Origin of the sequence: uncultured Shewanella sp. (assembly GCF_947495455.1) — a bacterium.
Classification (GTDB): domain Bacteria; phylum Pseudomonadota; class Gammaproteobacteria; order Enterobacterales; family Shewanellaceae; genus Shewanella.
Genome location: NZ_CANLZC010000011.1, coordinates 26,360 through 47,908, shown reverse-complemented (window position 1 = coordinate 47,908; position 21,549 = coordinate 26,360). Strand labels below are relative to the sequence as shown.

Genomic DNA, 21,549 nt, shown 5'->3' with positions numbered 1-21,549 from the left:
GCACTTTTTGAGTAACACTTATAGATTATCAATAACTAAAAACTGTAGCCAATAGATAGGGTTAATTGTCTTTCGCTGCCGGGATAATAAGTGTCGGCACCATACTGATAATTCCCTGAACTAGCGTATTTTTGATTAAACAGATTATCCACACGAATACTGCCGAGCCAATCATTAAGGGTATAGTTCAGTGCGATATTGGTCAGAGTATAGCCATCAATTTTGGGACCGACATTAGCAAAGTCCCCTTGTAAATATTGACGGCCATGATAAACCGCCTCAATAAAGGCTTGTAAATCTTCAGTCACATCCACACTACTAAAGGCTCTGGCCGTATGCTTAGCCACCCAAGGCAACGCCTTACCTTTATTCTCTCCCTTGGTAAATTCGGCATCAATATAATTATAATCGAGACCGACTTGCCAAGCACTTAATACTTGCCAATCCCAATCTAGGCTAGCACCATAACGCCTATTGGGATCAGCATTGATATTGGCACCATAATACCCACCACTAGGTGATTCTGCAGATGAATCGAATAATATTTCATTTTCTAAATCGAGGCGATATGCATTAAGCCTTAGGGTTTGCTTGGCACCGACCCAATCCCACCCCGCCTCATAGGACTCACCTGTTTGTGGCTTTAGACCGTACACCCCCGGTGAAGTGTATGTTTGCTCATCGACCTTCGCGAAGCGATAATTTGTCTCAGCCCGCACATACAAACGATGCGCATTTGTCGGTCTATAATTCAGGCCTAATTCAAATGCCGTCGCATCATTATCTAAATCAACGCCCTCAGGAAACGCTGTCATATCAGTTAATTCATCTTCGACATAAGCATAACGCCCACCCGTCACTAAGCTGAGGGATGAGGTTAATGGCACTGTCACTTGGCTATAGGCACTGATCATGTTTTGCTCATCAGTACGATTCATATAAGAAGCGGTATACTTTGCATCCCCTAAATGATAATCAACGCCTAAAATCAGGTTGATATCTCCTGATGCGGTCGAAAAGCTTGCCGTCACTTTAGGCTGTAGTTCTAACAAACTTCGCTCAGTTCGCAATGGACTCGGGCCAGTAGAAAAAGTATAACTGGAGTTAACTAATGAATCCGTATAAGTGGCATCGGCTGACAATGCCCAGATCTCATTAAACTGGTGACGATAACCACCGCGACTGGCATTGGTCATTTCATGTTGCCAGCCTATTACGCTTCCCGCTTGGCGAGGATCCCTTTGGTATTCCTCGGCGGTTAAGGCATCCGGTAAATCTTGCTCGTTATCGTAATAACGGGTTTCAACAAAAAAATCATCCACTGCCGTTTGGTATTGAAGACGACCTAAAATTGAACCTGTTTTATTACTATTATGTTTTCGATAATTATCGCTATTATTTTGGCTACCGGCTAAATAAACACTCCAGTCATCATTGATATTCACAGATACATTTGCGCGGCCTTCAATAGTATCATGTGTCCCGCCTAACAATTGCACCTTGCCTCCGGTATCCTCAGGAGAACGGGTTACAATATTAATAACGCCACCCACAGCCTGATCCCCATAAAGCACGCCCGCACTACCCGATAATATCTCGACTCTTTCCACTAAATTCAGTGGAATCGCATCCACACTCGGCGCGGCAATATCAATGTTATTTAAACGGCGACCATCCATTAAAATAAGGGTGTTATTGCTGGCTTGACTACCACTAAAACCCCGCATAGCAAAGACAGGACCACTATTGCTATCGGTGATTTGAATACCGCTTTGTCCTCGTAATACATCCGTTAATGTCGTCGCGCCACTGAGAGCTATGTCCGTACTGTCGATAACATTCACATTGGCAGCAATATTCAGCGGCGTATTAATATTTCGACCAATGACAGTGATCACATCTTCAATATTCGAATCGCTTGGATAAGAGACGCTTTGCTTGCCTATCTTATCTTGCTTATTCTGCATCTTATCTTCTTCGGCATTTTGAGCCGAAACAGCGGCTGTCGACCAAAAAAATGACGAAACTAGTGAAGACAATAATGTTAACTTAACCCTTTTAGAACTCTTGTTTACGGCGCTCAATAGTGGCGTTTTTTTTATTACTTGTATACCCATTTACCTTTATTCTCCCAAAGGATAAACGGAGCAAATTGTCACGTGAAATCAATAAAATCGTACTCATGCACGGATCATTTATTCATCGCATCTTGAGATCTGCCCACCGAAATCATCAAGATCATCTTTAAGGCCGGTCTCCGGACTTGAGTCAATCAACAACCTATTTAATAGATTGCTTAATGAACCTTTACCGTTGCGGGGGCAGTGTTTGACTTTCACAAACTTCCCGATTATCCCTATACGCCTAATAAAAAGCGGCGCTGGGCACCTTGAAAACTGACATTTTATTTTTATTTTATAAAATCATGTTATTAACCCACAATTTGACGGCATTATAGAGCATAGACTTTGGCCTAACAATCCATCCTTTGTATTTCCTTTTTTATACCCACGCAACAAAAACTCCCCTGACCTTGCATATTCAAAGCATTTGAGTATATATAAGCTAACTCTTCATGCCAGCCAAACAGAAGATTTCACTATGACAACACTTTTAATTTTAGGCAGCAGTAATATTGATCATGTCATGCACGTAAAACAGCTCCCTACAGCAGGGGAAACCTGTATGACACAAGACTATCAAGTTCATTTTGGAGGAAAAGGCGCCAATCAAGCCGTTGCCTGTGCCCGCTTATGTGCACCATCGACTAAGGTACACTTTATCAGCGCATTAGGAAGCGATCCCATCGCTAAAAATATGTGCGCGCAATGGAAAAAAGATGGCCTCAACCTTGAGGCAATCACTTTCATCGATAATGAAAATACGGGTAGCGCCATGATCTTTATCGATAGTCAAGGTGAAAACTGCATTGCCGCCAACGCGGGAGCAAATGATAAATTATTACCCAAAATGTTAGTCAAACAGGATAATTTATTCACGCAAGCCCAATTCTTATTATTACAATTAGAAATTCCACTGGATACAGTTAAACAAGCCTTGTTACTCGCTAAACAAAAACAATGCCAAACCATACTCAATCCGGCTCCGGCAAAAAAACTCGATGCAAGTATCCTCTCTCTTGTAGACATTATTACGCCCAATGAAACAGAAGCATTTGAATTAACAGGCATTAGAGTCACTGATGCTTTCAGTGCGCAGCAAGCCGCAAACACATTACATCATATCGACGTCAAATGCGTCATCATAACCCTTGGCAGCCAAGGGGCCTATGTCAGTGAAGAAGGTGAAGGTCAATTAATTTCAACCTCCCCTGCTAAGGCCCTCGATACCGTTGCCGCAGGCGATACCTTTAATGGTGCATTAATGGTAGGCCTAGCTGAAAACATGCCATTACATCAGGCCGTTAGATTTGCAAATCAAGCTGCAGGAATAACGGTTACTCGCCACGGCGCTCAAGCCGCTATTCCTCATAGAAGTGAACTGACAATGACATAAACTGTACCATGACATAAACTGGGCAATAACATAAATCGATCCTTGACAGCAAAATTTCACAAAAAAGGCTCCATTGACCATACTGTGCATTAACCACAGAATTTGGGGCCTGACAACTCAACCCCTCTGAACAAATAAATGAAATCATATTGTACTGAATGAATACAGGTAATATTGAACTGACACAATCATGAGTAAATAACTCATACACTCCTGAACAAATACTCGGTAACACAAAATGGTATCTATAAATTCTATGATTGATTTTATCTTTCACTATATTGCTAATAATCCGTTTGTGTTTTTATTTCTTGCCATCAGCTTAGGCTACCCATTAGGCAAGTTGAGCATTAAAGGCATTAACTTAGGTGCCACTGCTGGCACGCTATTGATCAGCGTGCTCATCGCCCTGAGCGCCTTTTCATTTTATGGGCTCACAATCAATGCGCCAGGGCTCGTCTCTGATATTTTTCTCATGATGTTTATGTATGCCATAGGCATGAAAGTCGGGCCCCAATTTTTTTCAGGACTCGCCCGCGGTAGCTTGGATTTTATTGTAATAGGCCTGATTGTTGTTTTCAGTAATTTCATCATTATTTTTTGGGGCGCCAAGCTATTCAACCTAGCGCCTGGTTATGCCGCAGGTATTATCTCTGGCAGCTATACTGTGACAGCGGTAATGGGCGTCGCGCAATCAGCCATCACCTCTGGCGCATTTAAGGCTCCCGATGGCATCACTTTAGATCAAGTCAGTGCTAACATTGCCGCAGGTTACGCCATTAGTTATATCCTATCGAGTATTTTTATCATCCTTTTAATCAAATATCTGCCGACACTCTTTGGTCAAAACCCTGTAACAGCCGGTGTTCAAGCCGAAAAAGATTTTGGCTCAGGAAAAGACAATGAAGCCCTACCCAGTACAGTCGGATTTTCCAATGTAGGCGTATTACCACTCGATGTCCGTGCCTATCGCGTAGAACATGAGGAATTAGTCAATCAAACACCTGAAAGTCTGTATCAGCTTAATCCTCAAGCCACAGTATTACGAGTCATTCGACAAAATAAGGTGTTAAAAGCCGCAGATAACCCCAAACTCCAACTTGGCGATATTATCGGCGTTCGCGGTCAATACCATCAACTCATTGCTGAAGGTGAAAGTCACATAGGCACCGAAGTCGATGAACCGAGAGCGCGAAACATCGATATTGAAGTTGCCGATTTACACTTAGGCCAATCACCTTACATTGGTAAATCCATTGCACAATTGAGCCAAGATATCGGGTTTGGTTTGTACCTTAAAGCGCTCTTTCGACAAGGCCATCAACTGCCTATTCTGCCTCAAACTCAAGTCGAAATGGGCGATGTTATTCGCGTCGCCGGATCGGATTGGTGCGTTCAGCAAGCCGCGAGTAAACTCAAGTGTACACCAATCGTTGAAAGTACTATTACCGAGACCTTTTATTTGGCGCTGTCATTATTGATCGGTTACATCTTTGGCCATTTAAGCGTCAATATTTCAGGGATCCCCTTCGCATTGGGCACATCCGCAGCTTGTATGTTAACAGGGATTATTTTTTCTTTTTTACGCACTCGTAATCCCGCTTTTGGTGGCCCTATGAGTGAAGGAGCCCGAAGCTTTTTACAAGATATTGGCTTAAGCCTGTTTGTCGCTGTTTTGGCCACCAGCGTCGGGCCTAAAATTTTAGACTCATTTCAGAGTATTATCGTCATCAAAATTGCGATATTAGGCCTCATTGGGGCACTTGTGCCACCTCTTCTCGCTTGGCTATATGGTTTTTACATTCGTAAAATGAATCCGGCTATTTTAGCGGGCGCTTGTGCGGGTGCGCGCAATAGCACACCCGCAATGAAAGGGGCACAAGAGATTTGTCAAAGTGATATTCCTGCTATCGGCTATCCCGTCCCTTACGCCCTCACCTCAATGCTAGTGCTGATTTTAGGGTATTTAAGTATGATGATGTATTGAATAAGCAACATAAAAAGGTGAACTATCCGCTCACCTTTTTATACCCGTGATACTTGAAGATGCAGGATTCAGCTGGAATTAAAAGCCTTTTAGGCAAGGCTTTGAACAGCGTGCCTAGTTATTCTAAGCTGATGTTCAATAACGCAGTATAAAAGGCCTTGCTTTTACATATAAAGAGGCCAGCCCCTTGGGAGTCTGTAAAAGCACCGACTTCTGCGTTGTATCATCTTAAAAGGCAATAAGCATTCTTGCAATAATACGCCTTGAATTAGGCACTTTTACAGGCTCTGAAAACATGCATCTTCAAGTATCACGGGTATATATTGAACAATCTTAGGTAAAAGAGTCTTAATAAAAAATGACCTTTAACACTTCAATTTGCAATCATATTGACGACATTAGGCTGCCTGATTTTTGTCAATATTTTCTGACGCTATCTTTTCATCCATACTCTCTTGAGTGCGAATGAGGTGATCAAATGCACCAAGTGATGCCGTTGCGCCGCTTCCCATGGCAATAATGATTTGTTTGTAAGCCGAGTTCGTCACATCACCTGCTGCAAACACACCCGGCAGTGATGTTTGCCCTTTTCCATCGACGATTATTTCGCCTCTTGGGGTCAAATCAATCGTCTCTTTTAGCCATTCACTGTTTGGCACTAAGCCAATTTGTACAAAAATACCCTCAAGTGCAACATGATGGGACTCACCTGTAACTCTATCTGTATAGTTAAGCCCATTGACTCGCTTACCATCGCCAGTCACTTCAGTGGTCATAGCTTGAGTAATAATGTCAATATTGCCCATAGAGCGGGCTTTTCTTTGTAAGACTTCATCGGCTCTTAAGCTTGAATCAAACTCCAATACCGTGACATGTTCTACTATATTGGCCAAATCAATTGCCGCTTCTATACCTGAATTCCCCCCTCCTATGACTGCGACACGCTTACCTTTAAATAATGGCCCATCACAGTGAGGACAATAGGCCACGCCTTTACCTCGATACTCTTGCTCTCCTGGTACATTCATTTCACGCCAGCGAGCCCCCGTTGCCAGCAATACGGTACGACTCTTTATCACAGCACCGCTTTGCAGCTCAAGTTCAAATAACTGATCTGAATTTTTACTCGATTGAAGTGATAATGCCCGCTGATTATCCATAATATCAACATCATAATCATTCACATGAGCTTCAAGGTTCGCTACCAATTTAGGGCCTTCGGTGGCTTTCACTGAAATAAAATTTTCAATACCTACGGTTTCGGCCACTTGGCCACCAAATTTATCCGCAACAATTCCCGTTCTAAGTCCTTTTCTCGCCGCATAAATGGCCGCCGATGCGCCTGCTGGGCCACCTCCAACCACTAAAACTTCAAAGGGATCTTTTTCATTTAATTTTTCTGCTTGTCGGCTTTGGGCATTCACATCAATTTTATTTAAAATATCCACCACAGTGATACGGCCAACGGAGAAAGGCTCACCATTTAAAAAGACTGAAGGCACCGCCATCACATTGCGCTCTTCGACTTCTTCTTGAAACAAAGCACCATCGATCATCACGTGCTGAATATTGGGATTGATCGCCGCCATCATATTTAAGGCTTGTACCACTTCAGGGCATGTTTGGCAGCTTAAAGACACATAAGTTTCAAAACGATACTCACCCGTTAGCGCACTAATTTGCTCAATCAATTCAGGGGCTAATTTAATGGGATGCCCACCTGTATGCAGTAATGCCAAGACTAAAGAAGTAAATTCATGCCCCATGGGGATCCCGGCGAAAGTTATGCTGGTTTGTGCTTGATCGGAACCAATTGGACTCGTCACCTTCATAGAAGGTGTCCGCTTCCCGACTTGTGTGGTCAATGTCACTAAATCAGATAACTGAGTAATATCCTGAGCTAAACTGGCTAACTCTTTTGCTTTAGCCGTATCATCTGCCGATACGACAAGTTCAACTGGGCGCTTAAGGTTCTGTAAATAGGTTTTCAGTTGAGTTTTCATATTCGCATTCAACATAACGACTCCTAAGACAAAAGTGATCTCACGTTGTAAAAAGAAAGAAAAATAAAGACAAAAAATAAAAAAGCTGAGCCCATCGATCAGGGGGTGACAGACTCAGCTTGGTCAATTGAATGCTCCCGACTCATTAAAGGAGCTTTCAAAATGCGTGACCATAAAAGGTTAAATCTTACCGACTAAATCAAGAGAAGGCGCTAGTGTTTCTTCACCTGGCTGCCATGCTGCTGGGCAAACTTCACCATCATGTGTCGCAACATACTGAGCGGCTTGAATTTTACGAATAAGTTCTGATGCGCTACGACCAATACCTAAATCATGAACTTCAGCGACTTTAATTTGACCTTCCGGATTAATCACAAAAGTACCGCGAAGTGCTAAGCCATCTTCTTCAATCATCACACCAAAATTGCGGCTAATTTTTCCTGTTGGATCACCAATCATTGGGTATTGAATTTTATTAATGGTATCTGAGCTATCGTGCCAAGCTTTATGAGTAAAATGGGTATCGGTAGACACAGAGTAAACTTCAACCCCCATGTCTTGTAGTTTTTGATAATGATCCGCCAAGTCGCCTAACTCTGTTGGACAAACAAAAGTAAAATCTGCTGGGTAGAAGAAAACCACTGACCACTTACCCAATAAATCTTGCTCTGTCACAGGATGAAAATCCCCTTTATGAAAAGCCGTTGCAGAGAAAGGTTGAATTTGCGTATTGATAATTGATTGATACATAGCTTGCTCCAAAATGCGAAAATAAAGTCTGTGTTTTGTTTCGATGCAAGAATAATAGAACAAGAGTGATATTAAATATAACGGATAAAACCTATTGGTTTAATCGGTTTTTTAAAAGCAAGGGTAAACTGTCTAGTAAATTTATTTACAACATTAAAAACAATAAGTTAAAAAAATATATTCGAGTTAATTATTCACTATACTTAGTACTCATACCCTATTGAACAAAAGGATTTGATTATGGGCTTAACCATTCAAAAAGTGCCTCTCTCAACCTTACTTTTTAGCCTTATACTTATGGCTCAAACCACACTTGCAATGGCAGACGAGCTAGCCTGTGAAGGCTTTGGTCCACAAGCACCCAGAAATATCAAACAAGGTGAAGGGGAAAATAATCAAAGATTTGGTATTGCACCACCTTATACTCAAATGAATTTATGCAATATTCACTTTCATTATAATGCCGAGCACAAGGCGAAAGCCTTTAATATTTATGCTGGCAGAGGGGATGCAAAGGGGCTTGGAGGCGGATATCAATGTAACATCAGCCAAAATTTAAATTACGCAGAGGTTATGCCTGTTCCTGGTAATATGTGTGATGGGCTCATTCCTGGCAATACCGTCGAAGTGCATTGGGTCTATTCCTCTTGTGATGTCCAGCCAGGCGTCGGACTCGCGGCTTGCTCTACGGCAAGTTGTGCAAATCCCAGCCTAAGAGTCGAGGCACAAGTGTTTACTCTGGTTAATGATGATGGCGCCATCGACTTTAATGACTTTACTTATGATGTCGAAAAACAAAGTGATTTTTATCAAACCAAAGCCCTACCTTTAGATACAGGGCAACCCATCGAGTTTCTGGGCTCCACAACAGGCCCCCAATACAGTGAGCTTCACTGCTCCAATAAAAGCGTAACTTGGAGTGTGCGACCTTTGTGCGAAAAACTGAATATCACTAGCTTAGGAAAATGGTGCGAGAGTAATGTCTTTGAAGAAGTAAAAGCCCATGGCGTGAGAAGTTTAGTCATTAACCCAGCTCAATTATCGAGTATCGATTAAATTTTAACCTCCCCTTTAACAAGAAATCATTAACAAGAACTATTAACAAAAAGCCATTCATTTGAATGGCTTCTTCAATGATCATCTCTAATTTAACAAACTAACTCAACGGGCTGCTTAACAAGCTAATTAACGGGCTAGTTAACGGGCTAGTTAACATTAGTACTTTCAAAGATTTTATCGGCAGAAGCCGCCACAAACCCCGTATAAAGCTCACCATTTGGCATATTATAACGTAGAGCAAATTCATAGAAACAACTGGGTATCTCAACCTTTTTATCGCTAAATACCATATGAATTTTATCTGCCATCGTCGATGATTGCTCAAGTAATACCTCAGGCGAGCCTTTCACTTCACCACCCACAGTATTGAGTACAAAACCCGCATTCTTCAACGCTTGGTTCACATCAAGAATATTGTCAAAATTCAGCAAATGATTAATGGAAACCGTAAAGTGATTAGCGCGATAACCAAAAGCCGCCACCCAAGCGGCATACTCGCTTTCGGCTAATAATGTTTCATAGGTTTTCGAGTCTAAATCCCAATGACGGCCCGAATATAAAAAATTATCCGCAGTGACGACACTGGCATCCATTTCATCAATAAAACCAGTCACAATTCTTTGTAATTCAGGACTAAACTCTTCAACCAAAAGCTCAGAAATAAACACTTTAGGTTGAGTGCTATCTGGATGCTCAAAATGTTTTGCCACCAGTTTTTTAGCCTCAAAATTGTAATCACCGCAAGCTACATAGCCGATGGACTCAAAATGCTTAGCTAACACATCAAGATTTACTTTGGCAATGTTGAAAGTCCGTAGCGCAATATGATCATTAATAATCGGCTTACCATCGGCAAGTAAATCATGAACTTTTGCCGCCGATGGTGTCATCTGAATATAATCTTGCCACAATGCATCAAACAGTGTGTCGACATGGGTATGCATTTATCACTCCTTTAGAACATTGAAGCAGCTCAAAAAGCCCCCCAATGAACATACACTAAACAACAGGAAAAAAGCGTTTACTGAAACCAATATCAGTAAACCTTCTTTAGATTATAGATGTAAACCTGGACTTAAGTTTGCAGGTAAACTCACGGCATCCGCTTCAACTGAAGCGACGGGGTAAGCACAATAATCTGCCGCATAAAACGCACTGGCCCTGTGATTACCTGACGCACCCACACCGCCAAAAGGTGCCGATCCAGAAGCGCCTGTAATTTGTTTATTCCAATTGACTATTCCCGCACGAATGCGGGCAAGGAAATAATCATAATCGTCACGGCTGTCGCTTAATAATCCCGCTGATAAGCCATACCGAGTATTATTGGCCAGTTGAATCGCTTCATCGAAATCACTGTAACGCACCACTTGTAACAGTGGACCGAAATACTCTTCATCCGGTAATTCGGCCACATTAGAGACATCAATCAAACCAGGAGAAACAAGGCCTGTACCCGCTTCAATATGGGTCAGTTCCACTAAACTCGTCGCCCCTAAATCAATCAATGACTGCTGAGCTGTCAACATGCCTTTTGCCGCAGTTTCGGAAATCATACTTCCCATAAATGGCTGTGGCTGTGCATTCCAAGGGCCCACTTGTATGTTTTTTACCGCACTGGCAAGCTGAGCTAACAAACTGTCGCCTTGCTCACCTTTTTGCACATACAAACGGCGAGCACAAGTGCAACGTTGACCGGATGAAATATAAGCCGATTGAATAATATCGTGGACCGCCGCTTTTGTGTCATTGACATCTTTAATAATAAGCGGATTATTACCGCCCATTTCTAGGGCCAGAATTTTTCCCGGATCGCCCGCATTTTGCTGATGCAATAGATGGCCAGTACGCGAGCTCCCCGTAAAGAAAAGCCCATCAATTTGAGTATGTGATGCCAGCGCTTTTCCTGTCTCAACTTCACCTTGTACTAAGTTGATCACTCCTTGAGGCAATCCGGCTTTCTCCCAAAGTTGCAACATGAACTCAGCCACTTTTGGCGTCAACTCTGATGGCTTAAAGACCACGGTATTGCCTGCAAGTAATGCCGGCACAATATGACCATTAGGCAAATGCCCTGGGAAATTGTAAGGGCCAAATACCGCAACGACGCCATGAGGTTTATGACGCAGTACCGCACGCCCTGCAGGTGTATCATTCTCTGAGGATCCCGTGCGTTTGTGGTAAGCTGCAACGGATAAACCAATTTTACCTATCATGGCACCGGCTTCAGTTGCGGTTTCCCATTGGGATTTACCAGTTTCTTGAGCAATCACTTCCGCCAGTTCTGCTTTATTCGCTTCTAGCTGCTCACGGTAGGCTTCAATAATGGCTAAACGCGCTTCAAAACCTAGCATAAACCAATCAAATTGAGCTTCACGGGCTGCCATTACAGCCGCATCCACTTGCTCAGGTGTCGCAGTTTGTCCACGCCAAATAATGTCTTGATTGGCAGGATTCGTTGAAGTCACTTCGTGACCAAGACCAGCAACCCACTGGCCCTGAATAAATTGTGTCATATTAATTTCCTACAATGCTAAAATACGCACTTGCTGACCTTGTTCAACAAATAACGCAGCGGCTAATTCTGGTGACAAGATAACCTCATCGCTATCGTCGCTTATCTTTAACAGCGCCGAAGTGGCTCGGTAATCTTTTAATAGTGTATTTGACAATATAAATTTCGATGTTGATTCTGGCATCTCACCAATTGTCACGGTCAATAAGCGACTTTCTCTGACAGAACGTATGTCATTTAAGTTACACTCAACCGTTGGACCACCATCAAAAATATCCACATAACCGCGCCACCTAAAGCCTTCCGCTTCAAGCAGGTTTAATGCTGGACGAGTATTGGTATGCACTTCACCTATCACTTTTTGCGCTTCTTCCGGTAACAGGCAAACATACACGGTATGTTTGGGCATCATTTCAGCCATAAAGGCTTTTCTGCCTAAACCAGAAAGATAATCGGCTTCGACAAAATCGATACCTATAAAGTTTTTTTGCAGCCAACCATAAAAAGGGGAATTACCTTGCTCATCACAATCACCGCGCATTTCAGCTATCACAGTATCGCCAAAACGATGGGCATGTTGTGCTAAAAATAAAAAGCGACTACGAGAAAGCATGCGTCCATTATTATTTTTTCGATAAGTGTCACGTAAAAATAAAGTACACAGCTCTGCCGCTCCCGTGTAGTCATGACACAAGGTTAAGGTTTCAGCCTCATTACGTACATCAATCTGTTTAGAATGATACACTTCTGTGCCTAGGCGATAATGATAGAAGGCATCTTCCATTCCCACGGCGGCTTCTAGCCCACAAGTACCCACCACTTCTTGTGTGTCGGTATCTTCAAGCACCATCAAATAACCTTCATCAAAAGGACTCTCTATGATCTCTTTTTCAAAAGAAGCTTCTACTCGGGCAATTTTACTTTTCAGTAATTTTTCATTGACGGGTAAAGAGGTAAATCCATGACCGGACTCTTCTGCAATTCGATAAAGTGCTTCATAATCACTCGATCGAATAGGACGTATTATTAACATCTATGATGTCTCCTCATTGTAACTTGGCTGTCAACTCCTTCCATGCCTGATAAAAGCATGACAAACGGCCTATCACATTCATGTCTCAGCATTCCTTCAGCCAACACAAAAGAGCCTTAATACTGTAAGGCTCTTTTTACCCTTTTTATGCCGCAACTATTTTAGCGACAGCACGTTCAAAGCGTACTAAACCTTCTTCTATATCTGCATGTGAAATCACTAAAGAAGGCGTGAAACGCACAACATTAGCCCCTGCGATTAAACACATTAACCCTTCTTCAGCAGAGGCGACAAGGAAGTCTTTTGCACGGCCTGCAAACTTCTCATTCATTACGCCACCTATTAACAACCCTTTCCCCCGTACTTCAGAGAAAACGTCATATTTTGCATTAATCTTATTCAATCCATCGCGGAACAATTGTTCACGCTCTTTCACGCCCGCTAATACTTCAGGCGTATTGACCACATCAAGCACAGCATTACCCACTGCACAGGCTAATGGGTTGCCACCATAAGTAGAACCATGAGTACCAATTTTCAAGTGAGTAGCAATATCTGCTTTGGTGAGCATTGCGGCAATGGGGAATCCGCCACCAAGTGCTTTTGCTGTGGTTAAAATATCCGGCACCACATTCGATGACATATACGCATAAAGCTCACCGGTACGACCCACACCTGTTTGCACTTCATCAAAAATAAGTAATGCATTGTGCTTATCACATAGCGCACGCACTGCCGTTAAAAATTCAGGCTGCGCATCAATAATGCCCCCTTCGCCTTGAAGTGGCTCCATCATTACCGCGCATGTTTTATCTGAAATGAGTGCTTCAAGGGCTGCAATATCATTAAAAGGCACATGAGAAATACTCTCAGGCTTAGGGCCAAAACCGTCAGAATAAGCGGCTTGACCACCCACACTCACAGTGAAAAACGTACGGCCATGAAAGGCTTTATCAAAAGCAATGATTTGATCTTTCTCAGGACCAAACTTATCTAACGCATAACGACGAGCCAGTTTCAATGCGGCTTCATTCGCTTCTGCACCTGAGTTAGCAAAATAAACGCGATCAGCAAATGTCGCATTCACTAACTTAGTCGCCAATGTTAATGCTGGCTCATTGGTCATCACATTAGATAGATGCCAGAGTTTCTCGCCTTGATCTTTTAGTGCGCCCACTAATGCAGGGTGACAATGTCCTAGACAGTTCACCGCAATACCACCAGCAAAGTCGATAAATTCTTTACCCGTCTGATCCCATACTCGGCTACCTTCACCACGAACAGGAATAACAGTCGAAGGCGCATAATTAGGCACCATGACTTCATCAAATTGGGCTCTTGTTAAATTAATGTCAATGCTCATTGCTTCTGATCCTTTCTAGTTATAACGGTAAAAACCGCCCGTAGTCACCTAATATTCACCACAAAACTTGAGGCTTACACGGCGACTTATATTACGATAAGGACATTATTAGCTAAAATGTGATCAAAATGCCAGTTTTTCACAAACTCTATTCACCCATGATTGGCTTTTACTGCATAAAGATTAGAAAAATGGAATTAGACAGGCGTATTCTGCGGGCATTTATCGCATAAATAGTCACAAAAAAGTTATTTACATCATGTTTACTCTAAATATTCACCATAATCGCATAAATAAACACCCTTAACCTAGCTTAAATTGTCATCCTGCTGTCCTGATGACATATATTGATGAAGTCATATTGGATTCGATAGAAGCATTGACACGCATTATTTTTCTACTACATTTTAGGCGCTAATAATGGCGATATATGTCTACAATACATTGAAAGAAGAATTAAGAAGTTAAACACGCTATATTTACTTTGAGGTACATGCAAAATGATCAATCGACGTCATTTTCTATCAAAAATTACACAGTTTAGTTTCATGTCACTTTTCTCCACTCCTATCAGCGTGATTTTTAATACCTCCGCAAAACCATTGGCGCCAGAAATCTCCCTTGTCACAGTCCCCTCTATCACGTCATACTTTTTAGCTTTAGACTACCAAACCGCTCCCCCTCAAAGCCTGATCACTGGGCATTCGTTTAATGGCGGTGTACGCTATGACGAAACACGACAAACTCCCTTACACGGCAATGCACTCACAGTACAAAATTGTATCCGTATCCACGACATTACCACTATGACTTCAAATGAAACTCTACCTTACTTTCATATCATTGCTCTATCTCGAGAACGCCCTCAATTTAAAGGGCAGATCCTATTTGAGCTGTTAAGTTATCTTGTAAAACCACTTCATTTAGCACCAAATAGACTCGTTCTGGTTTCAACCGATCGCATTAATGCCTATTTACCTATTATTGAAAAGGTAGGCATAAAAAAAGCGCAAATAATATATCGCTCTGATGAGGAAGCTCATGCCTTAGGGGATGGTTCAGGTTATTTCAATCCTAAAGGTCACCCCTATATTGACGGTATACATACTGTTTCTTTTCACTACGCTCTTGATCCATCAATCATGAATAGGCCCCTTCAATACCCCTTAACGGGAGCAATTGAACTTGGTGAATTCGTTGTGGCGGATCCTCGCAAAGAGCAACAATCAGAAACAGGGGGTTTTGGATTAGAACGTTTACAAATGGCACAAACAGGACAAAGTAGCAATTATGATCGTGCTCTTCACCAAGCTATCACTCATCTTGAAAAAGAAGCAAAACAACTTAATCAACCTTTGCCTAAAGCATATGAAATACTCAAAGCGAGTGGGTAAAAACCCTTCTTCTATTATTTGTTAAACAAAAAATCAACCAAAGCTAACATAACAAAGCATCAAAAAACCTATTAACAACACAGATAACATAACTGATTTCAATAGCAAGAATATCTGTGATCCCTTCAACAAAATGCTCAATAAAATAAGCCATTATGAGATACTGGTTCACCGGAAAACGTCACACAGAGAAACGGCTATCAAAATCATCTTTTATACACAAGCAAATATGTAAAGCAGTCATTATAAGCATTCTCTTAAGTGCTCGATTGAATACCGACCTCAATAAGTTAACGACAGAATGAAGGTTTCAATACTGCTTCAACAAACTATCAACCTAATTATTTAAGTTAGTCTCAAATAAAATCACAAACTATCGATATAAAAAGTAAAATTAAGGTTTTTTATTCATGCAAAAAACAATCACAGCCCTATTACTTAGTCTTCCTCTTATCAGCACAACGACGCTGAGCACCACAGTTAACGATGTTTGTAAGGCCAAGGAAAATGCCATGGCATTGAGCTATCAACAACAATCGGGCGAAGTTACTGCACTACAACTACAAACTTACGCTTTTGCCACAGCACGTTTTAAGCAAATCATACAAGAGCAGCACTCCACTGAAAAAATGGCCATAGTGCTCGATCTTGATGAAACAGTGATAGACAATACTCCACTTCTAGTACGTGACATGAACAATTGTCATGACCTTAACGCTTGGGATACTTGGAGTGATTGGGAACAAAAAGGTCAACCAAGGCTCATTCCTGGTGCGAAAGCTTTTTTAGATTATGTCGATTCACAAAATGTGAAGATTTTCTATGTCTCCGATCGTCTACAAAAAAATAAAGCGGCGACTCTTAACAGTCTAAAAGTACTCGAGTTACCTCAAGTCAGCAATGACAATGTCTTACTTGATACGGGCTCAAAAGAACAACGACGAGCTTCTATTCGTCAGCACTACGACATCATTATGTTATTTGGAGATAGTTTAGCTGATTTCGATGCCATCTTTAAAAACAAAAAATCCACCAAATACCAACGTCATCTAGTCCAACAACAAGCCGAGCATTTAGGTAAAGATTGGTTTGTCCTGCCTAATGCCTCTTATGGCACTTGGAGGAACGCCCCCCTAACCCCTTGGAATAAAAAGTAAGCCTTAGCTTTTTATATCGCGATAACAAACACCAAATATCCACAAACCTGACAAGCGTCCTTGTCGGGTTTTATTTTAAATAATTATTATTCCTATGTTTAATGCATTGATTAATAATTACCTTATCCCTAGATCCTCGACATAAGCAACACACATCGATTAAGTAAATTTATTTTAATGATAAAAATATAACTTTAGATGAAATATGAAAGCAATAACAAACGTAAAGTGGCAAAGTAGCCATTAAAAATAAGCCAGAAAAAAAGATAACATGATAATCACTGGCATTTCTTTATTTTCAGCAAAAAATACAAACAACTATCTGGATGCTAAACCTAAATACTCCCCCCTAAAATATAAATAAGAGAATATCATGCCAGAATTAAATGTCGTATGGGATAGCCGCAACCATTGCCTATTCAATACAGAGAGTTTAGACAATATTAAACGCAATAGCGGACAACAATCCTTAACAATATACACCAGTAACGGAAAAGAAAAAACATATCAGATCCAACTCAATAATAATGGTCATTGGCAAGTTGAACGTACTGGACTCAAAGTTTTTTTTGCAAAGCTTCATATAGGTGGACACCTATCAAGAGCAATAGAAAATGAACTGAATAACACACCACGTACTCAATTTAACGGTTTGGCTCTCAATGAGGAGGTTCAGTTTAGAAACAAGGTACTAGAAAATAAAACTTTTAATAGTTGTATCATTGATCTCAATTCATTCGCAGGCGCCAAACTCAAAAATGTGAGCTTTAACAACTGCACTTTTACCAATACTTCTTTTTTTAATACTCAGCTCCAAGGCTGTCAATTTAACCAATGTCAATTGACAGAAAGTATGTTTACTGGAGCCACAATCACTAACAGCCGCTTTTCACATTGCCAGCTTAATAGAGTCAGTTTTGAAGATGCACATTTAAAACAAGTTATCTTTAATAAAAGTCAACTACCGGGTACTCATTTTCTTGATGCAAAAATTGATACTTGTCAGATACATAAATCTAACCTTGAAAACACTATCCTGTTTGATACTCAGTTTAACATGGATATATCATCGAAAAAAACGTCAAAAATAACCCAGCCATTATCGACTATTTTAGTCCATCCTGATGCGAGAGGCGTCACGACTCCGATGGCTAATTTGAAAATGCAAGACACCTCATCGGTTATTCCACTGCGGATTGCATTTACTCCCTGTAAGATTGATCAAACAGCATTAACGAATGAAATTGAACACTTACTAACATATAAACAAGACAATCAAAAATCTATCCCCCAAACCTTGCTAAATCATGTGCAAAACCATAAAGAATCCTACCCTGAATGTGCAAAAATTCAAGCCAAGGTCAATAAGGTTGTCGAACAATTAAATAGTGTATTCTTACCCGGAGGTGAAGATGTCCCACCTAAACTTTATGGTCAAATACCTCAAAAAGAAACCCAATGGGGCAATGACTACCGACGCTCTCTGTTAGAAATCATGCTGATTAATAAAGCCGTCAATCAAGGCGTTCCTCTAATGGGCGTATGTCGAGGTTTCCAAATGATCGGTGTCTATTTTGGTGCGCAATTAGCACAGCATGTAGAAGGCCAAAAAGGGTTTCAACAATACCAACTCACACCATCGGCAAGTCATTTTTATGGGAAGGAAGTCAAAGATACTTTCGTTAGCGGTGTGAAACATCATCAAGCAATCACAGATCCTACCTCAATGGAACAAGATCTTGCACCAGCAGTCATTTATGACGGAATGATAAAAGGCGCCACCTATAAGCCACCACAAGCAGCCCCCATTCTAATGACTCAATTTCATCCTGAGTCCTATCAATCAAGTGCTGCATCAAGGGATCCTATCGCTCGCTTAGTCGGTCAAGTCGGTAACCTTATTATGGGGCGATCAAATGAAGGTTTTTTTAAGATTTTTGGCGACAGTGCTACGACACATTTCAACAAGCAATTACTTAACAAGCAGTTACTTAACCACTAATTAATACAAAAAATATCTCAATAAATATAGCTATTCACCAACCTTTTCTCCACAAGGCATAAAATGGCTTGTGGAGAAAAGGTAAACCCAAGAGGACTTAATAACTCCGCTCATTTAGCTTCTCTATATTATTCTCATTCAAATAATTATCAGAACTCTCATTCAAATTTTCGGGTAAGTATTTTTCTACAATAGCGGGTAATTGTGAGGGAGCTTGATTCATTTTTTCTTCTTGCATTTTATCGAACAGGAAATAAAACACACTCAGTATGACAATAATGCCTGAACCCACGAGACCCGAAATCACATTTTCAAAAATGGTTTTTGCTTTGCCTTTGTAGAGCTTCTCTTCGATGGATTTAATGATATGATCGTCCCTTAGCTGTTTTTTATATTCATCCAGCTCTTCAAATAAGGATAACTGAGTGAACTTATTCACGATATCCTCAGCCTGCTGACGGTATCGAGCAAGAGAGTCAGGGGTTGAGGCTACATCATGAAAGTAACGATCGATTTCATCTTTGACAGGATAGCTTCCTGTTTTTTCATACTGAACGTTAATCCATTTAATTTTCTCTTGCTTGTAAATGGCATAGGCAATCATACCGACAAAGTCGTCATCACCTTCAATAATTTCGTCAAAAATTCGATGATACCACACAGCACACAACTCCTTATGTGTTAATTATGTCGAGGATCTAGGGATTAATGATTCTTATTGCTTAATCTGTAATATTAAAGAGTCTTCCCATTACTATATAAAATGATCAGACATAACAAGGCAAGAACAATGATGTGGGATTGCGCATTTCACTTTTTATGAACCTTTCAATCTTTCACTCCTTCCTTCTTTCACTTAACGAAAAAGACAGAGTCAAAAGAGATACAGGTGTTAGAGTTGAATTTTAGTTTTTGCATAGACGTGATTGATTTCATCACTGGACATTTTCCGTGCTAATATTTGCGCTTTAATTTGATGTGAAAGTGTATATGAATCAGCACTTTTTTTATCTTTTAAAGCCGTTGCCGCACGCTTAATCGCTTCTAACGTCATAATGCTCATCAATCCTTTACAGACATGTTTAAAAATAATACGTTACCTGTAATAATATAGCAAGGTTCACTGTTAAAATAAGGTGAAAAATGTCCTTTAAAGGATAAAATTATAACCTTATGTTCTATTAGAAAAAAGGTGTTTATTCTTAAAATAATAACGAGTATTACTCAGCCAATAAAAAGGGTTGCATGTCAGTAAAGTCGCTAAAAACCACACCAGCGTCCCCCCTCTTAAAATCATAAAAGATAGCCCAAATAACAAACAGCCTATCATTGCTTGAATACCAATCACCCACACCGCTTGTTGCGCTAATTTAATCTCGATAAAGCTAAAAGTTAATATGATTAATGATTGTGCTCGTAATGCATATATGAACCAATAGCAGCCCATATGAGCATGGGATATTTGAAAACGTATAGGTTGCGTTTGAGATAAACCATGATGTACAGCAACATTATTATCCACTTGTTTACATTGATATTTAGCATATAGATAGGTCAACAACATAGACACTATAATACAACTTAAGTACATAAAAATTCCCTTTAAAAGCACAAGCTACAAAACGAAAACATCATAAATCGAAATAAATCTCATTTATATTAACTTATTTCACTCGCTCGCTAAAAATCAATTTACATAAGATTTAACTAAAGAACTCCAACACACATACGAAAAAGCCAATACCCATTATTGATATTGGCTTTTTCTGTTTTAAGATTATTTCAAATACCAAGACATTAGAAAATCAATCAATTGCTCTCTTTCTGTTGCCGTTAACGCCATAAAAACTTGCTGACGATTCAAAGCTTCCCCACCATGCCATTAGAGCGCTTCTTCAAGCGCTCGTAGCTCGACCATCATGTAAGCAACTAACCTGTGGATTAACAGTAACCATAGCCCACTCAAACAGCATATAATCTATGCGTGATACCAATTAAGCGTGTCTGCAAGCTGCACGACTTCACCAATGATCATTAATGCAGGCATGACCAACTCTGAATGGGTGGCTAAACGGTCTAATTCACTTAAGGTACCAATGAAGGTGCGTTGTTCTGATGTGGTCGCTTTTGACACTATCGCCACTGGCGTCTGTGGATTTCTTCCAGCATTAATTAAGCCTTGTTTGATCAAGTCGGCGTTTAAAATCCCCATATAAATCACTAAGGTATTCTTAGGATTTGCATAAGAATTCCAATCAATGGGTTGACTTTTTAATTGGCAATGACCTGTCATAAACGTGACGCCTTGCGCATAATCCCTATGAGTCAATGGGATACCAGCATAAGCCGATGTGCCACTAGCCGCAGTAATACCTGGGATGACTTCAAAATCCAACCCAGCCTTAACAATGGCCTGTAACTCTTCGCCACCTCGACCAAAAATGAAAGGATCGCCTCCCTTCAGGCGCACCACATTTTTACCAGTTAATCCTTTTTCCACCAAAATATAATTAATTTTATCTTGTGGCACACTGTGCTTACCCGCCCGTTTGCCAACAGGGATTTTTTCAGCGGTTTCAGGTAACACAGACATGATCTCTTTACTTATAAGTGCATCATACAAAACCACTTCAGCAGATTGTAAAATACGATATGCCTTTAGTGTCAGTAGCTCGACATCACCAGGGCCTGCACCGACTAACCATACTTTACCTTTAAGGTTATTGTCCCTTGTTTTCGTCACAACTACTACTCACTTGATATTGATTAC

Annotated in this window: 18 protein-coding genes and 1 riboswitch; of the genes, 6 read left to right on the top strand and 12 right to left on the bottom strand. The window is 40.7% G+C overall.

Going from position 1 to position 21,549, the window contains the following annotated elements:
• Positions 1-35 precede the first annotated feature (35 nt).
• Positions 36-1,967 carry a TonB-dependent receptor gene (locus Q0791_RS05280; protein ID WP_299003577.1) on the bottom strand — a complete coding sequence of 644 codons (1,932 nt, stop codon included), beginning with the start codon at positions 1,965-1,967 and terminating at the stop codon, positions 36-38.
• 263 nt (positions 1,968-2,230) lie between these two features.
• Positions 2,231-2,407, bottom strand: a riboswitch (cobalamin riboswitch).
• Between the two features lie 194 nt (positions 2,408-2,601).
• Here Q0791_RS05280 and rbsK point away from each other — a divergent pair.
• On the top strand, positions 2,602-3,516 hold the full coding sequence (rbsK, locus tag Q0791_RS05275) for a ribokinase (RefSeq protein ID WP_299003544.1): 915 nt from the start codon (positions 2,602-2,604) through the stop codon (positions 3,514-3,516).
• A gap of 256 nt (positions 3,517-3,772) precedes the next feature.
• Positions 3,773-5,503, top strand: a complete 1,731-nt coding sequence (locus tag Q0791_RS05270) for a transporter (protein WP_299003543.1) — start codon at positions 3,773-3,775, stop codon at positions 5,501-5,503.
• Positions 5,504-5,901: 398 nt separating this feature from the next.
• Here the strand turns inward: Q0791_RS05270 and ahpF are convergent, their stop codons facing one another.
• Together ahpF and ahpC are read right to left on the bottom strand one after the other, a co-directional pair.
• Positions 5,902-7,521 carry an alkyl hydroperoxide reductase subunit F gene (gene ahpF, locus Q0791_RS05265; protein WP_299003542.1) on the bottom strand — a complete coding sequence of 540 codons (1,620 nt, stop codon included), beginning with the start codon at positions 7,519-7,521 and terminating at the stop codon, positions 5,902-5,904.
• 165 nt (positions 7,522-7,686) lie between these two features.
• Positions 7,687-8,256: an alkyl hydroperoxide reductase subunit C gene (gene ahpC / locus Q0791_RS05260; protein WP_299003540.1), complete on the bottom strand. Its 570-nt coding sequence runs from the start codon at positions 8,254-8,256 to the stop codon at positions 7,687-7,689.
• 240 nt (positions 8,257-8,496) lie between these two features.
• On the opposite strand from ahpC, the gene Q0791_RS05255 reads away from it, so the two are divergent.
• The gene (locus tag Q0791_RS05255; protein ID WP_299003538.1) at positions 8,497-9,312 is read left to right on the top strand and encodes a delta-class carbonic anhydrase; all 816 of its coding nucleotides are present in this window, start codon (positions 8,497-8,499) and stop codon (positions 9,310-9,312) included.
• A 149-nt stretch (positions 9,313-9,461) separates the two neighbouring features.
• Here the strand turns inward: Q0791_RS05255 and Q0791_RS05250 are convergent, their stop codons facing one another.
• The 4 genes from Q0791_RS05250 to Q0791_RS05235 form a co-directional block, all read right to left on the bottom strand.
• Positions 9,462-10,259: a DUF1338 domain-containing protein gene (locus Q0791_RS05250; RefSeq protein ID WP_299003537.1), complete on the bottom strand. Its 798-nt coding sequence runs from the start codon at positions 10,257-10,259 to the stop codon at positions 9,462-9,464.
• A 111-nt stretch (positions 10,260-10,370) separates the two neighbouring features.
• Positions 10,371-11,831 (bottom strand): succinylglutamate-semialdehyde dehydrogenase, encoded by a 1,461-nt coding sequence (astD, locus tag Q0791_RS05245; protein ID WP_299003536.1) that lies wholly within the window; start codon positions 11,829-11,831, stop codon positions 10,371-10,373.
• A gap of 9 nt (positions 11,832-11,840) precedes the next feature.
• Entirely contained in the window at positions 11,841-12,863 is a 1,023-nt protein-coding gene (gene astA / locus Q0791_RS05240; RefSeq protein ID WP_299003535.1) for an arginine N-succinyltransferase, read from the bottom strand.
• 145 nt (positions 12,864-13,008) lie between these two features.
• The gene (locus tag Q0791_RS05235; protein ID WP_299003534.1) at positions 13,009-14,226 is read right to left on the bottom strand and encodes an aspartate aminotransferase family protein; all 1,218 of its coding nucleotides are present in this window, start codon (positions 14,224-14,226) and stop codon (positions 13,009-13,011) included.
• Positions 14,227-14,726: 500 nt separating this feature from the next.
• On the opposite strand from Q0791_RS05235, the gene Q0791_RS05230 reads away from it, so the two are divergent.
• The 3 genes from Q0791_RS05230 to Q0791_RS05220 all read left to right on the top strand — a co-directional run bounded on the left by Q0791_RS05230 (position 14,727) and on the right by Q0791_RS05220 (position 18,779).
• On the top strand, positions 14,727-15,620 hold the full coding sequence (locus Q0791_RS05230) for a hypothetical protein (protein WP_299003533.1): 894 nt from the start codon (positions 14,727-14,729) through the stop codon (positions 15,618-15,620).
• A gap of 410 nt (positions 15,621-16,030) precedes the next feature.
• Entirely contained in the window at positions 16,031-16,777 is a 747-nt protein-coding gene (locus tag Q0791_RS05225) for a 5'-nucleotidase, lipoprotein e(P4) family (protein WP_299003532.1), read from the top strand.
• A 373-nt stretch (positions 16,778-17,150) separates the two neighbouring features.
• Complete coding sequence (locus Q0791_RS05220; RefSeq protein ID WP_299003531.1) at positions 17,151-18,779, top strand: gamma-glutamyl-gamma-aminobutyrate hydrolase family protein; 1,629 nt, start codon at positions 17,151-17,153, stop codon at positions 18,777-18,779.
• A 97-nt stretch (positions 18,780-18,876) separates the two neighbouring features.
• Here Q0791_RS05220 and Q0791_RS05215 read toward each other — a convergent pair whose 3' ends face one another.
• The 5 genes from Q0791_RS05215 to cobA form a co-directional block, all read right to left on the bottom strand.
• Positions 18,877-19,440: a hypothetical protein gene (locus tag Q0791_RS05215; protein ID WP_299003530.1), complete on the bottom strand. Its 564-nt coding sequence runs from the start codon at positions 19,438-19,440 to the stop codon at positions 18,877-18,879.
• 231 nt (positions 19,441-19,671) lie between these two features.
• Positions 19,672-19,833 carry a hypothetical protein gene (locus Q0791_RS05210; RefSeq protein WP_299003529.1) on the bottom strand — a complete coding sequence of 54 codons (162 nt, stop codon included), beginning with the start codon at positions 19,831-19,833 and terminating at the stop codon, positions 19,672-19,674.
• 117 nt (positions 19,834-19,950) lie between these two features.
• Positions 19,951-20,370, bottom strand: a complete 420-nt coding sequence (locus Q0791_RS05205; RefSeq protein WP_299003528.1) for a hypothetical protein — start codon at positions 20,368-20,370, stop codon at positions 19,951-19,953.
• 186 nt (positions 20,371-20,556) lie between these two features.
• Entirely contained in the window at positions 20,557-20,622 is a 66-nt protein-coding gene (locus Q0791_RS05200; protein WP_299003575.1) for a hypothetical protein, read from the bottom strand.
• Positions 20,623-20,757: 135 nt separating this feature from the next.
• Positions 20,758-21,522: a uroporphyrinogen-III C-methyltransferase gene (gene cobA / locus Q0791_RS05195; protein ID WP_299003527.1), complete on the bottom strand. Its 765-nt coding sequence runs from the start codon at positions 21,520-21,522 to the stop codon at positions 20,758-20,760.
• Positions 21,523-21,549 lie beyond the last annotated feature (27 nt).